The 17,547-nt window shown below is 63.2% G+C and carries 19 protein-coding genes; 9 read left to right on the top strand and 10 right to left on the bottom strand.

Annotated elements, in window-relative coordinates:
- Positions 1 to 145: 145 nt before the first annotated feature.
- The 4 genes from G6N68_RS06465 to G6N68_RS06450 all read right to left on the bottom strand — a co-directional run bounded on the left by G6N68_RS06465 (position 146) and on the right by G6N68_RS06450 (position 4,342).
- Positions 146 to 1,054 carry a tocopherol cyclase family protein gene (locus G6N68_RS06465; RefSeq protein WP_232007464.1) on the bottom strand — a complete coding sequence of 303 codons (909 nt, stop codon included), beginning with the start codon at positions 1,052 to 1,054 and terminating at the stop codon, positions 146 to 148.
- Positions 1,055 to 1,221: 167 nt separating this feature from the next.
- Complete coding sequence (locus G6N68_RS06460) at positions 1,222 to 2,235, bottom strand: NADP-dependent oxidoreductase (protein WP_163718264.1); 1,014 nt, start codon at positions 2,233 to 2,235, stop codon at positions 1,222 to 1,224.
- Positions 2,236 to 2,240: 5 nt separating this feature from the next.
- Entirely contained in the window at positions 2,241 to 3,215 is a 975-nt protein-coding gene (locus tag G6N68_RS06455) for an LLM class F420-dependent oxidoreductase (protein ID WP_069422431.1), read from the bottom strand.
- The gene (locus G6N68_RS06450) at positions 3,212 to 4,342 is read right to left on the bottom strand and encodes an acyl-CoA dehydrogenase family protein (RefSeq protein ID WP_069422439.1); all 1,131 of its coding nucleotides are present in this window, start codon (positions 4,340 to 4,342) and stop codon (positions 3,212 to 3,214) included. Before G6N68_RS06450 ends, G6N68_RS06455 begins: the two co-directional genes overlap by 4 nt.
- 96 nt (positions 4,343 to 4,438) lie before the next feature.
- Between G6N68_RS06450 and G6N68_RS06445 the strand changes: the two genes are divergently transcribed.
- Both G6N68_RS06445 and G6N68_RS06440 read left to right on the top strand, forming a co-directional pair.
- Complete coding sequence (locus G6N68_RS06445; protein ID WP_163709348.1) at positions 4,439 to 4,900, top strand: winged helix-turn-helix transcriptional regulator; 462 nt, start codon at positions 4,439 to 4,441, stop codon at positions 4,898 to 4,900.
- Between the two features lie 102 nt (positions 4,901 to 5,002).
- On the top strand, positions 5,003 to 6,133 hold the full coding sequence (locus G6N68_RS06440) for a glycoside hydrolase 5 family protein (RefSeq protein WP_163709345.1): 1,131 nt from the start codon (positions 5,003 to 5,005) through the stop codon (positions 6,131 to 6,133).
- 29 nt (positions 6,134 to 6,162) lie between these two features.
- Here the strand turns inward: G6N68_RS06440 and G6N68_RS06435 are convergent, their stop codons facing one another.
- Entirely contained in the window at positions 6,163 to 6,615 is a 453-nt protein-coding gene (locus tag G6N68_RS06435; protein WP_163709344.1) for a universal stress protein, read from the bottom strand.
- A 138-nt stretch (positions 6,616 to 6,753) separates the two neighbouring features.
- On the opposite strand from G6N68_RS06435, the gene G6N68_RS06430 reads away from it, so the two are divergent.
- From G6N68_RS06430 to G6N68_RS06420, 3 genes are read left to right on the top strand one after another with little or no spacing between them, the layout of a single operon-like run.
- Positions 6,754 to 6,978: a hypothetical protein gene (locus G6N68_RS06430; protein WP_163709340.1), complete on the top strand. Its 225-nt coding sequence runs from the start codon at positions 6,754 to 6,756 to the stop codon at positions 6,976 to 6,978.
- Positions 6,979 to 6,983: 5 nt separating this feature from the next.
- Positions 6,984 to 7,856, top strand: a complete 873-nt coding sequence (locus tag G6N68_RS06425) for an oxygenase MpaB family protein (RefSeq protein ID WP_163709337.1) — start codon at positions 6,984 to 6,986, stop codon at positions 7,854 to 7,856.
- Entirely contained in the window at positions 7,853 to 8,101 is a 249-nt protein-coding gene (locus G6N68_RS06420) for a hypothetical protein (RefSeq protein ID WP_163709335.1), read from the top strand. The genes G6N68_RS06425 and G6N68_RS06420 overlap by 4 nt, the downstream gene beginning before the upstream one ends.
- A 79-nt stretch (positions 8,102 to 8,180) precedes the next feature.
- Here G6N68_RS06420 and G6N68_RS06415 read toward each other — a convergent pair whose 3' ends face one another.
- From G6N68_RS06415 to G6N68_RS31385, 3 genes are read right to left on the bottom strand one after another with little or no spacing between them, the layout of a single operon-like run.
- Positions 8,181 to 9,371: a cytochrome P450 gene (locus tag G6N68_RS06415; protein WP_163709332.1), complete on the bottom strand. Its 1,191-nt coding sequence runs from the start codon at positions 9,369 to 9,371 to the stop codon at positions 8,181 to 8,183.
- A 9-nt stretch (positions 9,372 to 9,380) separates the two neighbouring features.
- On the bottom strand, positions 9,381 to 10,175 hold the full coding sequence (locus G6N68_RS06410; protein ID WP_163709328.1) for a spirocyclase AveC family protein: 795 nt from the start codon (positions 10,173 to 10,175) through the stop codon (positions 9,381 to 9,383).
- Positions 10,172 to 10,306, bottom strand: coding sequence for a hypothetical protein (locus G6N68_RS31385; protein ID WP_263992001.1), 135 nt, complete (start codon positions 10,304 to 10,306; stop codon positions 10,172 to 10,174). The genes G6N68_RS06410 and G6N68_RS31385 overlap by 4 nt, the downstream gene beginning before the upstream one ends.
- Positions 10,307 to 10,380: 74 nt before the next feature.
- On the opposite strand from G6N68_RS31385, the gene G6N68_RS06405 reads away from it, so the two are divergent.
- Positions 10,381 to 11,010 (top strand): TetR/AcrR family transcriptional regulator, encoded by a 630-nt coding sequence (locus G6N68_RS06405; protein WP_240355407.1) that lies wholly within the window; start codon positions 10,381 to 10,383, stop codon positions 11,008 to 11,010.
- A gap of 5 nt (positions 11,011 to 11,015) precedes the next feature.
- Here the strand turns inward: G6N68_RS06405 and G6N68_RS06400 are convergent, their stop codons facing one another.
- Both G6N68_RS06400 and G6N68_RS06395 read right to left on the bottom strand, forming a co-directional pair.
- Positions 11,016 to 13,202, bottom strand: a complete 2,187-nt coding sequence (locus G6N68_RS06400) for an AIR synthase family protein (protein WP_163709323.1) — start codon at positions 13,200 to 13,202, stop codon at positions 11,016 to 11,018.
- A gap of 39 nt (positions 13,203 to 13,241) precedes the next feature.
- Complete coding sequence (locus tag G6N68_RS06395; protein WP_163709320.1) at positions 13,242 to 13,844, bottom strand: TetR/AcrR family transcriptional regulator; 603 nt, start codon at positions 13,842 to 13,844, stop codon at positions 13,242 to 13,244.
- 106 nt (positions 13,845 to 13,950) lie between these two features.
- On the opposite strand from G6N68_RS06395, the gene G6N68_RS06390 reads away from it, so the two are divergent.
- From G6N68_RS06390 to G6N68_RS06380, 3 genes are read left to right on the top strand one after another with little or no spacing between them, the layout of a single operon-like run.
- Positions 13,951 to 15,090, top strand: coding sequence for a spirocyclase AveC family protein (locus tag G6N68_RS06390; protein ID WP_240355681.1), 1,140 nt, complete (start codon positions 13,951 to 13,953; stop codon positions 15,088 to 15,090).
- Positions 15,074 to 15,883, top strand: a complete 810-nt coding sequence (locus G6N68_RS06385) for a CbbQ/NirQ/NorQ/GpvN family protein (RefSeq protein WP_163718261.1) — start codon at positions 15,074 to 15,076, stop codon at positions 15,881 to 15,883. The genes G6N68_RS06390 and G6N68_RS06385 overlap by 17 nt, the downstream gene beginning before the upstream one ends.
- Complete coding sequence (locus G6N68_RS06380) at positions 15,880 to 17,547, top strand: nitric oxide reductase activation protein NorD (RefSeq protein ID WP_163709313.1); 1,668 nt, start codon at positions 15,880 to 15,882, stop codon at positions 17,545 to 17,547. Before G6N68_RS06385 ends, G6N68_RS06380 begins: the two co-directional genes overlap by 4 nt.

Here is a 17,547-nt window from a genome sequence, read left to right as displayed (position 1 = left end):
TGCCGCGAGCTAACCTTCGCAACGCGCAGATGTGAAAAATCCCATTGCCGGGCAATCACTAACCGGGCCGACTACCGATCTCCAAAGCCGCCAAGTCCGTCGTGCCGTTGAAGATGGTGCGACCCCATTCGCGCACGGTGAGGCTCTATTTGCCGGCCAAGTACTCGTAGTCGGTGTCGATGTTGCGGCGCTCACCGGGCAGCGGCACCGGAAGCACGTGTGGTCCTTCCGGGGTGCCCTCGCCGTTCAGCTCCACACGGTAGCGCGCAGTCCGGGCATCGATCCGCCAGCGGTCCAGGTCGCAGGAAGACGACACCAATGCGGGTGGCGTGATGCGCAAAACGCGATCCCCCAAACGAACGACTACCCCGGTCACGTCTCGCTTCAACGGGCCCAGTTCAAGCAACCCACCGGAGAAAGCGACGGACACGTCTTCCCCTTTGAAAGCCTCGTCGAAGTCGTGCGCCTGACCCCACCACCAGCGCAGTGGAAAGCCCGCGCCCCAATTGCGTTCGCAGTACAGTGCGGCACCGCTGAAAGTCCAGCGTTCGTCACCGCAGCTGACCGTTCCCGACGCTTTCCCACCCAATCGATAGGGGTGCCAGTACTGATTGAGGAAGGGAACGCACGAGAACACGCCCCCACCGCCGAAGGCCTTCGGCCAATGGAATTCGTCGTCGAATTTCAAATCCAGTTCGGTGTCCCCGATGACCATCCTGAGTTTCTCGCGGCTCGCGTCGACGAGATCATCACCGCTCTCGGCCTTGACCGCGAACCGGGTGCGGTCGGCTCGCACGCCGTCGATGGCGGCCGAGCGCACCACTTTGCCGGGGTGCAACGCGATCGCGGCCGTGGACCAGTTGCCGTCGGGATGCCGGTTTTCACTGCATAGCGCGACGACGACCCGTCCTTCGCGTGCATCGGACAGCCGCCAGAACCAACCTTCCATCTCAGTGCCGTGCGAAGGCAACGGATCACCGAACGGCAAATCCGCTCCCGTTCGCCGGTACAGCGAGACGAGGTGCTGACGAGCCTGGGTCACTTCTCGGGTCACTGAGGAAAGGACATCCACGCCGATGCTGGTACCCCCTTTACCCCACCGACAATCTGCGCCAAATTCTTAGGGCAGATGCCTCATGCGCCGCTGTGGGCGTGCGGCCGACGCTGTCCGCATTACCCAAAAAATTGGGAGGCCATCCGCAGGCACAACGGTTTCAGGGGCTAGCGTTTGTCGAGCGCGAGAACCAGCTTGCCGGTGTTGTCACCGCGAAACAGAGCCAGGAGCACGTCGGGAAAGTCAGCGACGTCGCCGTGGACAACCTGCTCACGCGAACGCAATTCACCGCTTCGCAGCCAACTAGCCAGCAGGGCAACGCCTTCGGCATATCGGTGGGCATAGTCGAAGACTACGAAGCCGGTCATGGAAGCCCGTGCGACCAGTAGCTGCATGTAGTTGGCCGGCCCGCGCAGCTCGCCGCTTGAGTTGTATTGCGCGACGGCGCCGCAGATGACCACCCGCGCGCCTCGGGCCAACCGCCCTAGCGCGGCCTCCAGGGTCTCTCCCCCGACGTTGTCGAAGTAGACGTCAATTCCCTTGGGCGCGTGCGTCTTCAGCTGCTGTCGCAGATCGCCTGCCTGGTAGTCGATGGCGGCCTCGAACCCAAGTTCCTCGACCAGCCAACGGCACTTGTCCTCGCCACCGGCGATGCCGACCACGCGGCAGCCCTTGATCCGGGCTATTTGGCCGGCAATGCTGCCCACCGAGCCGGCGGCCCCGGAAATTACGACGGTCTGGCCGGGTTGCGGGCGACCTATATCCAGCAGCCCGAAGTAGGCAGTCAACCCGCTGATACCGAGAGCGCCCAGATGAACCGGGGCGGGAGCGAGCGAGGTATCCACGGGCGTCACATCGCCACCGTCGGAAATCGCGTAACGTTGTACGCCGAACGTGCCGTAGACTTCGTCACCCACCGCGAAACCACCGTGACGCGAGTCGATTACACGTCCTATGCCGCCCGCACGCATTACCTCGCCGATTTCGACCGGCGGCACGTACGACCGGCCCGCGTTCATCCACGTCCGCATGGCGGGATCAACAGACAGGTACTCGACTTGCACCAGAATCTCGCCGTCGGTCAGCCTGCGGACCGGCTCGTCGACGATCTGCCAATCGGAATCCTTGGGCAGGCCTACCGGGCGAGCGGCGAGACGGCACTGGGTGTTGACGGCGTTGATGGTAGTCACGATGCAAAGCTCCCGGTCATTGCTCGAAGGGTGGTCCGGGCTCCCGGATCTTCGATGGTGGACGGCACGACGGCAACGCAGTCGGCGCCGGCCTCGTGATAGTCGCGCAGTCGCGCCGCGACAAGGTCGGCGGTGCCCAAAGCGCACACTTGATTGAGCAGTTCGATGGGTACGGCGGCAGCCAATTCGCGGCGAGCGGCGCCGCTGCGGGCGCGGCGAACCAAATCCTCAAAGCCTAACGCGCTGACCATCTCTCCGTATCCGGGCGGCGCGAGATACACCGCCAGCTGGGCCGCCAGCTGAGCATGCGCCGCGTCACCGGGTTCGACGGCGACCGGCACCCAGACCGTCAAGCGCGGCGCCGCACGGCCGGCTCGTGCGGCTGCGGCGTCGAGCGCGGCGCGCACCTGCGCGACACGTGCCGGCGTGGACAGGTTGAGGGCGACCTCGTCGGCATGCTGAGCGGCCAGCCGGATCATGCCTGAACCGAAGGCTCCCAACGCAATTCGCGTGTCGGGGCAAGGGGTACGCAGCCGGAAACCGTGGCTGAGGACGTGTTGGCCGCTGTAGTCGGTGCGTGCGCCGGTCAAGATCGACCGCAGGCATTCGATGGTTTCCCGCATCACGGGCACGTGGTGCGCCCAAGGTCGGTCGTGCCAGCCGGCCACGATCGCCGGACTGGAAGCCCCCAGCGCGATGTCAACTCGGCTACCCGTGAGCGCGGCGACGGAACTGGCACCCAATGCCAACGACACGGGGCTGCGAACACCGACGGGCAGCGGCCCGATTTTCAGCGTCAGTTCGCTCGTGCGCTGTCCGATGGCGGTCGCCAGGGCGAACGCATCAAAGGTCGCCATTTCGCCGATCCACAGCGCGTTAAAGCCGGCGTCCAACGCAGCCATCGCGATGTGGACAGCCTCGAGGTCTGGTCGGTCGAGCCAGAACGGCAGCACGACTTCGATCGCGCTCACAGCATCGACACCTCGGCAGGCAGGTCCAGCAGGACGCGGCCGGGCAGTTCGCGAGATGCTTCGTTGACCTGGAAGTGAGCGGTGGCTGTGAACGCGTCGCGGAACCGGCGCTGCAGCGGCGCACCGTCGTATATCGCCGTACCGCCGGCCAAGTCGTACATGCTGCGCACCACGTCGGCCGACGTCCGGACCGCGTGGGTGGCTGCAAGGCGAAGCCGGTTACGCAACGCGAGCGGCACCGGGCCGGGCTCCTGGCTGGCTTGCCACGCGTCGTCTATCGCCTCGTAATACAGGGCCCGGGCCGCGCGGAGCCCGGAATCCGCTGTTGCCACCGCCGCTTGGGTCGGCGTGCGTTCGGCCAACGTCCTCGTTGCACCGAGCCCTTTCTTGCCGACAGCCAACTCGACAAGGTCGTCGATGGCGGCGCGAGCATTGCCCAACGCGGCGGCACCGATCGACAGCGCGAAGAAGCCGAACACCGGGAAGCGATACAGCGGCCGGTCGATGACCGGCCCGTCGAACAGCGAAAACACGCGGTCGGCCGGTACGAAGACGTCCTCGGCGACGGAGTCGTGGCTGCCCGTGCCGCGCAGACCGAGCGTGTGCCAGGTGTCGAGTACCTGCAGGTCGTCTTTGCGCAGGGCTACCACGGAGGGCACGCGCCCTTCGTCGATGAAGCAGCCGGCAAACATCATGTCGGCGTGGTTGATCCCGCTGCAGAACGGCCAGCGCCCGGACACCACCACACCGCCATCGACCGATCTCGCCGTCCCACGCGGTGCCCACACTCCGGCCGCGACACCCTTTCCGCCGCCGAACATTTCGACGCGACTCGACTCTGGCAGGTACGCGACCAACAGTGCGCTGGTGATTGCTATCGACACGCACCACCCGGCCGCGGCGTCACCGCGCGCCACCGCTTCGGCGCAACGCAAGGCCGGTCCGGGCGCCAGCTCCAATGCATCGACCTCGATGGGCATGGTGGCCCGAAAGAGCCCGGCCTCACGCAGCAGGTCGACCAGCCCGTCGGGAAGTCGACGCTCGCGGTCGGTCTCTGCCGACATCTCGCCGGCCGAGAGCGCGATCTTCGCGGCGACGGACTCGATGTCCGTATCGCTGTGGTTCATCGGTGGCTCCTGGGTTCGCAGCCGCATTCCGCTGCTTGGTTCAATAAACTTACCACCTAGTGGTTCAGTAAGTGAACCGGGTACAGTGATTGAACTATGAACGCACCCGACCTGTCGCACCGCTTCGAAGGCGAGTCGGTCGGGCGGGCACTCGAGTTGGTCGGCGAGCGCTGGACACTGCTGATCCTGCGCGAGACATTCTTCGGGGTGCAGCGCTTCGGCCAGTTCGCGCGCAATCTCAACATCCCGCGACCCACGCTGTCGTCGCGGCTGCGAATGCTCGTCGAGGTGGGCTTGCTTGATCGGGTGCCGTATTCGCAGGATCCCGAGCGCCACGAGTATCGGCTCACCGACGCGGGACGGGAACTCTTTGGAGCGATCGTGGTGCTCATGCAGTGGGGCGACGAACACTTGCCTAATCCAAACGGACCACCAATTGTGTTGCGCCACAATGTATGTAGTAATTTGATCGACCCTAGACTGATCTGCGCCCACTGCGGCGAGGAGATCACCGCACGCAATGTGACACCCGAGCCGGGTCCCGGTTTTCGCGGCTAGCTTCGGCACCAGCCGTCCCAACTTGGTTGCAGTTCGGTAACGCAAACGCAACACGTCGCTGATTGCCGAAGGACGCTGTCGTGCTGACCCTATCTTCGTTGCATGCGGCGTAGATCGGTCTTGACGCTGCCACTCCTGGCGGCGGCTGGCATGGCGTTGGCCCATGCGCCGCGCGCATCTGCCGAGGCCGGTCGGTGGCCCGCCGAACGAGCCCAGAGCTGGTATCAAGCCCAAGGTTGGCTGGTCGGCGCGAACTACATCACCTCGAACGCGATCAATCAACTCGAGATGTTCCAAGCGAGCACCTACGACCCCCGGCGCATCGATGCCGAGCTGAACGTGGCCCGGTTCTACGGGTTCAACACCGTGCGGGTATTCCTGCACGATCTGTTGTGGGCCCAGGATCGCCAGGGCTTTCAGAAGCGCCTCTCGCAGTTCGTCTCCATCGCGGCACGGCGGAACATCAAGCCCCTTTTCGTTCTGTTCGATTCGTGCTGGGATCCGTTGCCCCGCATAGGTCCTCAACGTGCGCCGCGGCCCGGGATTCACAACTCCGGCTGGGTGCAGAGTCCGGGTGCCGAACACCTCGCCGACCGCCGCTACGACGGCGTTTTATACGAATACGTGACCGGCGTGTTGAGCCAGTTCCGCAATGACGACCGCGTTCTGGGTTGGGACCTATGGAATGAGCCCGACAACCCCGCGAAGGTGTATCGCAAGGTAGAGCGCAAGGACAAGCTCGACTTGGTGACTCACCTGCTCCCCCAGGTGTTCCGCTGGGCGCGACAGGTTAATCCAAGTCAGCCGCTGACCAGTGGCGTCTGGGACGGTTACTGGGATCCCGAGCGGCGCAGCACCATTGCCGGAATCCAACTCGACAATTCCGACATCATTACCTTCCACAGTTATGCGCCACCGGGTGAATTCGAAGGAAGGATCGCCGAACTCGCCCCGCTTGGTCGTCCGATCATGTGCACCGAGTACATGGCCCGATCACAAGGCAGCACCATCGAGGGCATCTTGCCAATCGCTAAGCGACACAACGTCGGTGCTTACAACTGGGGCTTCGTAGCCGGAAAGACCCAGACGTACCTGCCGTGGGACTCTTGGGACCACCCGTACACCTCCCCACCCAGCGTGTGGTTCCACGACCTCTTTCAGCCCGACGGACGGCCGTACCGGGACACTGAGGTCCAGACGATTCGCAAGCTCACCGGCACGCAAGACCAATAGCGCCAACAGCGGCCGATCACAGACCCGCGTCAGCCTTCGGTGTCGACGACTTTCACCTCAGCCTTGGCGCGACGAGACACCGCCCGCGGAACGGAACCGAGGACTTTGCCAACGAAGGAGTTGGTGCCGACGCTGCCCACGACGATCAAGTCGGCGTTCACATCGTCGGCGAGCTGGAGCAGCGCATCGACCGGAGCGCCCTCCACCGCGCGCTCCTCGACGTCGCTGACGCCGGCATCGCGCGCCGTGTCGGCGGCTTTGCGGAGCATTTCGTAGATGGGGGCATTGCCCTGGGTCCGGTACTCCACCGTGCGCGCCTGGTCGGGAGCGGGGCCGGCGCCGTCGTCATGGGAATCCAGAAAGGCCGAGGCCACGACCAGTTTCGCGTCCGATTCCGCGGCAATCGACGCGGCCTTCTCCACCGCACGGAACGACGTTTCCGAGCCGTCCGTCCCAACGACCACGACGTTGTAATTGCCCATTGGCCTCTCCCGTACCGTCCCGAGGGTATTGCAGATTAACTAGCCGCCAGCAGCGCAAACGAAACAAACTCATAGCTTTCGGCCATCCGGCGGAACAGTTACCAACATGTCGCGGAATGAGCATTAACATATGTAGGTATGCCGATCGATCTCCGCAAGATCCTGAGCTTTGACATGACCATTGCCGAATGGCTCGGAACAGCGGCGATGCTTCTTGTTCCGTACTTGGTGATCGGCGTGGTGTGGCTGGCTTTCCACACCCACCACCTCGCCGGGGCCGCTGCCGGCCATCGCATTGTCCTGATCCTGGGGACGATCGCGTCGTGGCCTGCATTGCTCGTGGCCAACGTGTGCTTGAGCTGAGAGTTATGACTTCCAACCTTGACAGTCGCAATCGCATCCAGATCCGGCGTCGCACCGCGCGCTGGGACACCGAACCCGTCACCGCGGCAGACGCTATGGATTTCTGGGCTTTCGCCGGCGGCCCCGCCAACGTCATCATGCAACTCTCGTGGCCCGGCGTGGGCTATGGCGTCGTCGAAAGCAAGGTGGACTCGGGAAATATCCTCAAGCACCCGTGGAAACGCGCCCGCACCACCCTTCAGTACTTAGCGGTCGCGATCCTCGGAACACCCGAAGATCGTGCCGCGTTTCGCGAGGCGGTCAATGACTCGCACAAGCACGTCAAGTCGACCGCCGACAGTCCCGTGAAGTACAACGCGTTCAACCGTGAGCTTCAGATGTGGGTGGCCGCATGCCTTTTCGTCGGCCTCGAAGATACCTACCAACTGCTGCGCGGGGAGATGACGCCCGAACAGTCCGAACAGTTCTACCACTCGGCATGGACGCTGGGCACCACATTGCAGGTCACCGAGGATCAATGGCCGCCCACCCGTCAGGAATTCGACACGTACTGGACCGAGGCCTGCGAGCGGGTCTCCATGGACGAGACGGTCCGTCGCTACCTGCAGGATCTGATCAACCTGCGGATGATCAACCCCTTGATCGGCATACCGTTTCGTCCGTTGGTGAAGTTCTTGACCACGGGCTTCCTCGCGCCGGTCTTCCGTGAGGCGATGGAGTTGCGGTGGAGCAACTTTCGTCAATACCTGTTCGAATTGCTGTTCCGGGTGGTGGCACTCGTCAACAGATTCATACCGATATTCATCCGTCAGGGGGGTAGCTATCTGTTACTCGCCGACGTGCGCCGGCGCGTCCGCGCGAAGCGAGCATTGGTATGAGCGCCCGCTTGCTGCGCCGGGTGCTCAGTCACCGCGTCAGCGTCGAGGCGATGGTCGAGTTCTCGCTATGGGTGGTGTGTATCTACGCCACGATTGGCCTGGTGTGGGCCTTCTTCCAAGGCGAACCGGTGCAGACGCTCGATGCCTCGTTGCGAACCAGACTCCCCGCAGGTTCGGAGGTCGCGGCGTTCCTCTTGGTGGGCGCAGTGTGGCCATGGCAAGTGTTAGGTGCGCATTTCTGCTAGGCGGGACAATCCGACTTGATTGAATGGCTGAGTGAGGCACTCAGTTCCACGCAATTGCAGTTTCTCAACAGGAAACTGGCTACCCAGTCTTGACCGGCAGCTGTGCCCAACCCCGCACGCTGGATGTCCGTGCCCGGCGCGCGTTGTCGTAGTCGACCTCCCAGTCGGTCCATCGTTTGAGGACTTCTTCAAACGCGACGCGCCCTTCGAGGCGTGCCAAGGCGGAGCCGAGGCAGAAGTGCAGGCCCTGGCCGAAACTCAGATGTCCGCCCTTGCGGTGGATGTCGTAGCGATCGGGTTCGGTGAATTTGGTTTCGTCACGATTGGCAGATCCGTTGAGCAGCAACATGTAGGAACCCTCAGTCACCATCTGCCCGTACAATTCGACGGCCGCGGCGACGTAACGCCCCTGCACCGGCGATGGAGGCTCGTAGCGCAGCGTTTCCTCCACAGCGGAGGGGATCAACGACGGATCGGCGACGAGTTCGCGTCGTTGGTCGGGATGTTCGCCGAGTAGCTGGCCCATGAAACCGATGAGGCGAGCGGTGGTTTCGTTGCCGGCACCGGCGATCATCGCCGTGTAGGCGAGGACTTCGGTGCGGTCGAGCCGGCGCCGGGTTCCGTCTTGTTCCTCGACCTCGGCGTTGAGCAGTTCCGTCATCAAGTCATCGGACGGGTGCTTGGAACGCCACTCGATGTAGTCGGCGAACAGCGCGATCGAATCCTGGAAGATCGTGGCGCTGATGTCGCCGTGTTCCGCACCGACGGTAATGGCCTTGTCATTACGGTCGCGAATCGACTGTTGCTCCTCTTCGGGGATCCCCAGCAGATAGCCGATGGTGCGCATCGGCATGATCGCACCCAAATCGACGACGAAATCGAACCCGTCCTGATCACGCAGCGGATCCAATGCGCGAGAGCAGAATTCGCGCACCAGATCTTCGACCGCCAACATCCGGCGCGGCGTGAACACTCGCGACAAAAGTCTTCGATGCAGGTCATGCAGCGGCGGGTCTTCGAACAGCAGAATTCCCGGCGGCACTTCGATGCCGCTGAACAAGATGTCGGCCGTAGTACCTCGTCCCGACCGATACGTCTGCCAATCATGAAGTGCCGGAGCCACATCGTCGTAACGGCTCAGCGCGTAGAAGCGGTATTTCTCGTTGAAGTACAGCGGCGCCTCGGCCCGCATTCGCTTCCACACCGGGTATGGATCGTCGTCGATCGCATAGTCGAACGGGTCGTAGTAGAGCTCTGTGGTCTGTATCAATGGTCTGCCCTAATGCGGTTGATTCGGTACGCCAGGGAATAACTGCTCGTTGGATCCCGAAGTCACGTAACCGCCCAGCATGGTTATCAGGTGCGGCGCAAAGACGGCGCCGTAGAGGAGGTTCCCGATCAATATGACTGCACCGATGGACAGCGCGGTCGACTTGACCCGGCTCTTCGTCTTCGATTCCGCCCACATCTCAATGACGTTGCGGCCGAAGGAATCCGTTCGCCCGAGCAGATAGGCGAACACCATCATCTGCACGCCCAACGCGATGGAGTCGTAGATCGGGTACTGGTGCTTGGTGCCCTCGAAGACGGCTAGTCCGGGAATCACGTAGGCGTAGTAGAAGACCCCTAGCCGCGCGCCGAGGAAGGCGTTGAACACGAAGGCCCAGCAGAATCCGACGATGAATCCGACGGTGAGGAGCGTGAAGGGCCTATTCCTCCCAGGCCAACCGAACCGTGCGGCCACCTTGTTGCCGAGCGCTGCGCCGATGACGGCGGGCAGCACGAAATAGCCGATGTACCCGATTGGGACGGCCGACGGCAGCCCACCCCAGGTCATGTTCAACGGCCACCACGAGGGCATCCGGGGCAGCGCGGGCGGGAACTGCGCGTACATCGCCCAGTCGTAAGGCGCCTCGATCCAGGAGAACGAGATCGCCGAGATGCACAGCAGCAGTAGCGGATGCACACGACGTTGGCGGATGCTCAGATACACACCCGCCGCGGTGAAAGCAATGCCGCTCCCCCAGCCGAAGATGACCGAGGCGGTCAGCAGCGGCGTCAACTCTGTGCTCATTTGCTCCGCCCCTCGCGCGGCGTATCACGGTCGCCGCCACGGGCTTCCGGATCGAGGTAGTAGACCAAGGCGTATATCAAAGCCATCAATCCGAACAGGGTGCCCAGCATGATGACCGCTCCCATGTTCACGCCACACCCCTTCCCACGAATTAATAGTGGACACTATTCAAAGTCGGAGGTCAAGAGCGCTATCGTGAATGACCATGCCGCCGTCCGCTCAACCGCTGCGCCGGCCGCGTGGCGAACCGCGCCGACTGCTGCTCGACGCTGCTCGCGAACTGTTCGCCCGCCGCGACTACCGCAGCACGACGACACGCGAAATAGCCGAGGCCGCCGACGTCAGCGAATACCTGCTCTTCCGCAACTTCGGCTCCAAGGCTGGGCTGTTTCGCGAGGCGCTGGTGCTTCCGTTCACGAGCTTCGTCGAAGAGTTCGCGCAGACGTGGCAATCGGTCATCCCCGAGGAGACCGAGGAACAAGAATTGGCCCGACTTTTCGTCGGACGGCTGTATGACGTGCTGGTGGAGCACCGCGGCTTGCTACTGACGCTATTGGCGTCGGAAGGCTTGAGCCCCGAGGAGCTCGCCGCCACGGGGATCGCCGACATCAAGCAGGCGCTCGCACTGCTGGGCCGGATCAGCGCGGAAGGCATGCAGCTGCGTGGATTTCGGTCTAGCCAGCCAGATCTGCCCGCGCGCTCCACGGTGGCGATGATCGTCGGCATGGTCGCGTTGCGGTCGACGTACTTCGGCGAACAGCAGCCCTCGCGCGAGGCGATCGTCGACGAACTCGTCCAGGCGACTCTGCACGGCTTTCTACACCGCAACGATTAATCGCACTATGCGGACTCCTCAGCCGAGTTGTCGCACGGCGGAAGTCGATGCAGCGCGTCGGATCCTTCGCCTTCGATATGCAGATGGCCTTGTCCATCCGTGTCGGTGACGACTCCGATGTTGAGCTCACTGCCGACGGCGTTGTCCGGTGTCACCAGAAGCTGCAGTTCGCCGGAATCGACGTACAGCACTGCGTCGTCGTTGGAAAGCTTCCAGGGCTGGCCATCGCTTGGCCAACGCCCACCGACGAAGCGGATCCTGTTGTGGTCCGCCACTGGGCCAGTGTCGTCGCCGTTTTCCTCGTCACCTGTTGCCTCAGCCGTGATGCAACTGACCCACAGTTTGGCCGGCAGTTCGCGGAAGTACACCGCGAGACGCTGGCGGTTGAGATCGACGGCAACCGGAATGCCGATGGGAGGCAACAAAGTTCCCTCTGGGCGGTCGTTCAGCGACTTCTTGACTTGGCGCGACCCAATCCCGGCGCCGAACCAGTCGATCGTCAACAACGTGCTGAAGTACTGCACGATCGCCAGCGTGAGGACACTTCCCGCACTGGCTCCCACCCCTGCGCCCACCGCCCAGGTGACCGGCAACGCCAGCAAGCTCATCACGGCCGTGGCACCGGCCGCGGTTGCGGCCTTGCCGGCCAAAGTCAGGTTGAAATCCGCATTCACGTCGGCCTCCGGGGGGTTCTGCGTTGGTCGCACCCCCACGGTTCTGGGCAACTCGCCGAATCGGTCGTTCACCCGTTTGACTTCCGCCTCGTAGCCCTCGTCGCTCAGCTCACCGGCGCGCCTCTTTTCGCCGGCGACGGCGAGGGCCCGCTCTAGGGTTTCTATGGTTTCTAAGGTGCCGGCCCGCGACTTCTCCTTGCCCTGCGGGTCGCGGGGTATGTCGTCAAGGACCATCTCGTAGATCACCTTGAAATTGGCCTTGAAGTCGTAGAACGTGGTGTCGGCGCTCACGGTGCCGTCGATGACCAGCTTGCCGTCGCCGGTTCGGGGCACGATATCGGCGTCCAGAGCGTCGAGGCTGCGCTCTTCCCCGCCGATGCTGATGGTCTTCGGGCCATTCAGCAGACACGGCGCATCGGCGTCGAAGTCGTCTTCGTTCAGTCCGAAGTTGTTCATCACCGTGTCTCGAACCTGCCGCAGGATGCTGAAGCCAGTGACGGCCAAACCGGCCTTCTCACGTGGGTTTTCGGCCAGGATCGATGCGGGCAGTCCTTCGCCGGCCGGGAGTTCGCGCAGGGTTTGAAGCTGCACCACCAGAGACTCGTGCGTGACGGTCTCCTGCGGGGATTCGACCTCGAAGCGATGCACGACGGCATCGAGATCCTTGAACGAGCTGTCGTCGTCCGCTTCGGGATCGACGGGCAACGTCTCCGGAAGGATGTCGACGATGCCGCCGTCACCCATGTCGGCCATTTTCGGACGGACCGCATCGGCAATTTGGGCGGCCAGCGAGTCGAGCATCCTGGTTCTCGCCTCTTCGTCTGAGATGGTGGGATGCTGCAGCCGTTCCAGGCCCACCATCAGCTGGCCGGCGATGCTGTGGGTAATCCAGTGCGCCTCGGCGTGGTCGAGTTCCCAGGTGATCATCGGGGTTTGTCCGGTGAACACGGTGCTCCCATCGGAGCGGCGCTCGATGTTCGGACCGAACAATCGCGGGGTGTACTTGTCCCCCTCTTCCCCCAGCCTGGTGGCCACCAACACGGGAGCATCCTGCTTGTGAAAGTTCAGCGCGATGGTCTGCCTGCCCGGTTCTATTTCGTGTGGCTCGAGTTGATCGTGCAGCGTCAACCGTCCGAACAGCGGTATCTCGTTGTAGGGGATCTCGCGTGATTCGCCGGCACGGGGACCGTCCGGGATCGTTATGGTCACCGGCGGCAGCTTGACCAGCGGAATACAGGTAACCGAGTCGATCACGATTTTCGAGTTGAAGACGACCAGGTCGATCGCGAAATGGCGTAGCGGATCGCGTAATTCACCGTCGTCGGCTTCTTCTTGCCATAGCCGCTGATGCGAATCGAAGATGAACCAGACGCGATCCAGCGTGAGGTCCAGAGTGGCCGTCGCGGAGTAACCCGGGCCGTCGACGGACTCGGTGTACTTGTCGCCGCTGAAGATGCCGGCCGTTTGATCCTGGACGCGTTCACGATGGATCTCGATGATCGTGTCGGGGCGGTGCATGTGGGACTAGTACCCAAAAACGCCCGTTTTGAGTCGGCGTTAGGGCAGCTTGATGGCCGAAACGTACATTTCCAGGATCGGCCGGTACAGGTCGACGTCGTCGAGTTCACTGCCCAGCACGACGGAATCACTGGTGGCGATCAGCAGTTGCGCGAAGGTCACGGGAGGAATAAGAAGGGTTCCGCCGAGCCGGTTCATGCCCTCGTTGATGAACTTCGCCAGAGCATCGACAACCTCTGATCTCTTGGCGGCCACCCGGTTTCGAGCCTCGGGATTACGAAGTAGATACAGGGTGAACTCGTGGCCCAACGCGGCGTGCTCGGCACCGCGGTCCCGGCTCAGTTGACGCCACCGCTTGGCGATCTCGTCGAGTTCGCGCGCTCCGATGTGCCGCGCGGTCGACATGACCTCGGCGAAGTTGTCGAAGTAGCGCCGCCAGTACCGATCACTGACCGCCAGGAATAGATCCTCCTTGGTGGTGAAGTGCTTGTAGATGGCGCCCTTCGTATACCCGGCGGCGTAGGCGATGTCGTCGAGAGTTGCTGAGGTGAAGCCCTTTTCGGCGAAGACATCCTCCGCGGCATCCAGCAGCAGCGAACGCGTGTGCTCCAGGCGCCGCTCCCTGGTCCAGCGCTCCACCATGCGGCTGATTGTGCCATAGAATCTGAGAGTCTCATTGTTCAGCCAGATACCCGTTGGTATATTCCCGGCAGTCGGGGTGCCAAAGGAGTCGTTTGTCGTGAGCGAACTGTTGAGCAAGGATGCGCCCGTCGATCTCGGTGCTCAGCCACCGGTGAAGCCGGTTCGGATTTGGGCCGCCGTTGGCGCCGCGGTGCTGGTTCTGCAGGTCTATGTATGGGTTCGGTGGATTACCGGGCCATATTTCGAGCGGGTGCCCGGCGGGCCGAACGATCCGCCGCTGTACATGAAGATCCCCTTGATGGCCAACGCGATCGTGCTGTGGGCGGGCCTGCCGTTCGCCGTGTGGTGGTTCTTCGTGCGGCCCTGGCTCCGGGAGCGGCGGATCACCCTCGATGGCATTCTCGTCGTCTCCATCGGGCTGATGTTCTTCCAGGATCCGCTGCTGAACTACTTCAACACCTGGTGCACATACAACACCTGGTTGTTCAACCGGGGCTCGTGGTCGTCGCACATTCCCGGCTGGGTATCGCCGGAGGAGCCGGGTCACCAGGTTGCCGAGCCACTGCTGACGAACGTGCCAGGCTACGCGTACGGCGTTCTGCTGATCACCATGGCCGGCTGCTGGGTGATGCGCCGCATCAAGGCTAAATGGCCCAACATCAGCAACCTGCGACTGATCGCCGTGACCTACGCCATCGCGTTCGTCTTCGATTTCGTCATGGAGGGTCTGGTCCTGCTGCCGATCGGGTTCTACACCTACCCCGGCGCCATCAGGGCGGTCTCGGTGAACGCCGGCACCTATTACCAATGGCCGGTCTACGAAGGTCTGATGTGGGGCGGTGTCCAGGCGGCGTTGTGCTGTCTGCGCTACTTCACCGACGATCGCGGCCGCACGGTCGTCGAGCGCGGGCTGGACCAAGTCCGAGGCGGCTTCGCCCGGCAGCAGTTGACCCGCTTCCTGGCCGTCTTCGCCGCCGTGAGCGCCTGCTTCTTCGTCTTCTACAACGTCCCCGCTCAATGGCTCGGGATGCATGCCGATCCCTGGCCCGAAGACCAAATGAAGCGGTCGTACTTCAACGGAGGCATCTGCGGCGACGGGACGAATAAGCCATGTCCCCACCCCGTCATCCCGATACCGACCAAACGGTCCGGCTTCGTTGATTCCGACGGAAAGTTCGTCCTTCCGGAGGGTGCCGAGCTGCCCAAGACCGTCCCATTCGAACCCCCCTCTGAACGGGGCAAATAGGTTGACGGATTGCGAGGCACCGTTCTACCGGGCTGTCGGCGATGAGGTGGACGTGTTCCGGGCCGCGGCGCGTCGCGGACTGCCAGTACTTTTGAAGGGCCCGACGGGATGCGGGAAAACCCGCTTTGTCGAGGCCATGGCCCACGAGCTCGGACGCGATCTGATTACCGTCGCCGGCCACGAGGACATGACCTCGGCGGATTTGGTCGGACGCTTCTTGCTGAAGGGCGGCGAGACGGTTTGGGTGGATGGGCCGCTGACACGAGCCGTGCGCGAGGGCGCCATCTGCTATCTGGACGAGGTGGTGGAGGCGCGCCAAGACACCACGGTGGTCATCCATCCGCTCGCCGATCATCGTCGTGAGTTGTCGATAGACCGGCTCGGCGCGACATTAACCGCAGCACAAGGCTTTCAGCTGGTGATCTCCTACAACCCCGGCTACCAGAGCGTGCTGAAGAACATCAAGGAGTCGACCCGGCAGCGATTCGTCGCCATCGAACTGGACTTCCCGCCCGTCGAGATCGAAACGGAGATCGTTGCCCATGAAGCGGGCATCGCAGTCGAGACTGCGCGTGCTCTGGTCAAGCTCGGCAACGCCATCCGAAGTCTGGACGGCTCACCGTTGCGCGAAGTGGCCTCGACCCGGCTGTTGATTCTCGCCGGCGGACTTGTCGCGGAAGGCCTTACCCTGCGTACTGCTGTGCAGGCGGCAATAGTGCGGGCGCTCTCCGATGACCGCGAAATCGTCCGTGCCCTGGGTGAACTCGCCGACGCCGTGCTACCCCCGACGTGACCGCATCGGAGTTGCGGCTGCTCGCCACCTTTGTTGCGGGTCAGTCTGTGGACGTTGCCGAGGCACCGCCTGGCGTTGCCGCGCACACCAACGGCCGAGTGATCTACGTATCGGCGGGCCGCTCCGTCGTCGAGTGGCGCCGCGAAATGTTGGTGCAGAGCGCGCTGCTCGGCGCGGGAAGTCTAAACCCGCGACTGGTAAAGGCGTTGCGGATTCGTCCTTCGGTGGCGCGGCGCTACCTCGCGCTTGAGGGTTCTCGCGTGCTTGCCGCGCTCACGGATACCCTTCCGTTGGCCGCTGGCCTGTCGTCCGGGCTGACCGTGTCTACTACAAGTGCGGAAGAATCGCTCAAAATGGCCAGGAGCCGAGGCAAAGTCGCGGATCCTCCCGATTGGTTCGGTGTCATCAGACCGTCGCAGTTGTTGTCATCCGCTGCGCCGTCCGCCGGAACGCGGCCACGGGACACCGAATTGTCGGTGAAGTTTGCGTCTGGCGATACGCCGGACGACGACGAAGACGAGACGCCTCGGGAAAGTAAAATACTCAAGCTGTTTCAGACCCCGTTGGGACCACAGGGAATTTCTGACTTCCTCCGCAAGTTGCTTGGCGGTTCGGGCTCCACCGGTCCCAGCGCGGCCGGCGCCGAGTTGCCGGTTCGATCCGTCCGGCGCGCACGCGCGGCTGGAGCGCATGCCCGGCCGCTGCCCACCCGCATCCATTTCGCCGGCACCACCAACCCCGCTGCTGCCGTCGGCGTAGGCGGCGCCCTGTATCCGGAGTGGGACGTCCACGGCAACCGGTACCGACCCCAGTGGTGCCGAGTCGTCGACTTTCCGCTGACGATGTCGGCTGACATTTCCGCCGCCGACGTCCCGCACGATGATGTGCTGCGACAACGGCTGTCACGTATCGGGCTCGGGCCCAAGGTGTTACGCGCACGCCCCGACGGCGACGAGCTTGATGTCGAAGCGCTCATCGACTTGGTCGTCGATCTGCGGTCGGGCTACTCACCACCCGAACACGTCTACTCTGAACGCCGCAAACTCGCACGTAACCTAGGCGTCCTCATACTGGTCGACGCCTCTGGGTCGGCTACTGACACCGACCCGAACGGCCTCGCTGTCCATGACCATCAACGCCGGGCGGCTGCGACGTTGGCCGCTACGCTAGAAGACCTCGGCGATCGCGTCGCTGTCTATGCGTTTCGGTCCGACGGCCGGCACGCGGTCCAACTACCTGCGATCAAACCATTCGAACGACGCCTCGGCGCTCTCGAGCGAGCCCGACTCAACCAGCTGCAACCGTCGAGCTACACGCGGCTTGGCGCGGCGATCCGCGGCGCCGGAGAGATTCTCAAAACCCAGGCGGGAACGCCGAACCGACTGCTGCTTGTGCTGTCCGATGGCTTTCCGTATGACCATGGCTATGAGGGGCGGTATGCCGAGGCTGACGCCCGCAAATCCCTCGAAGAACTCCGCTCCGACGGTGTTGCCTGCCTCTGTCTTTCGATCGGCGCTGCCACAGCAACCGACGAACTCGAACGCGTTTTCGGCTCCGCGGGGTATGCCTGCGGAGCGACACTGGCGGAGCTGAGCCCACGGATGGACGAGCTGTTTCTGTCGTCGCTGCGCGAACTTGCCGCCCCGATACCACTGCGAGGATGA

It is taken from the genome of Mycobacterium bourgelatii (assembly GCF_010723575.1).
In the GTDB taxonomy this organism is placed as follows: Bacteria; Actinomycetota; Actinomycetes; order Mycobacteriales; family Mycobacteriaceae; genus Mycobacterium; species Mycobacterium bourgelatii.
The sequence above is the reverse complement of the archived record's forward strand: the minus strand, read 5'-3'. Positions and strand labels throughout refer to the sequence as shown.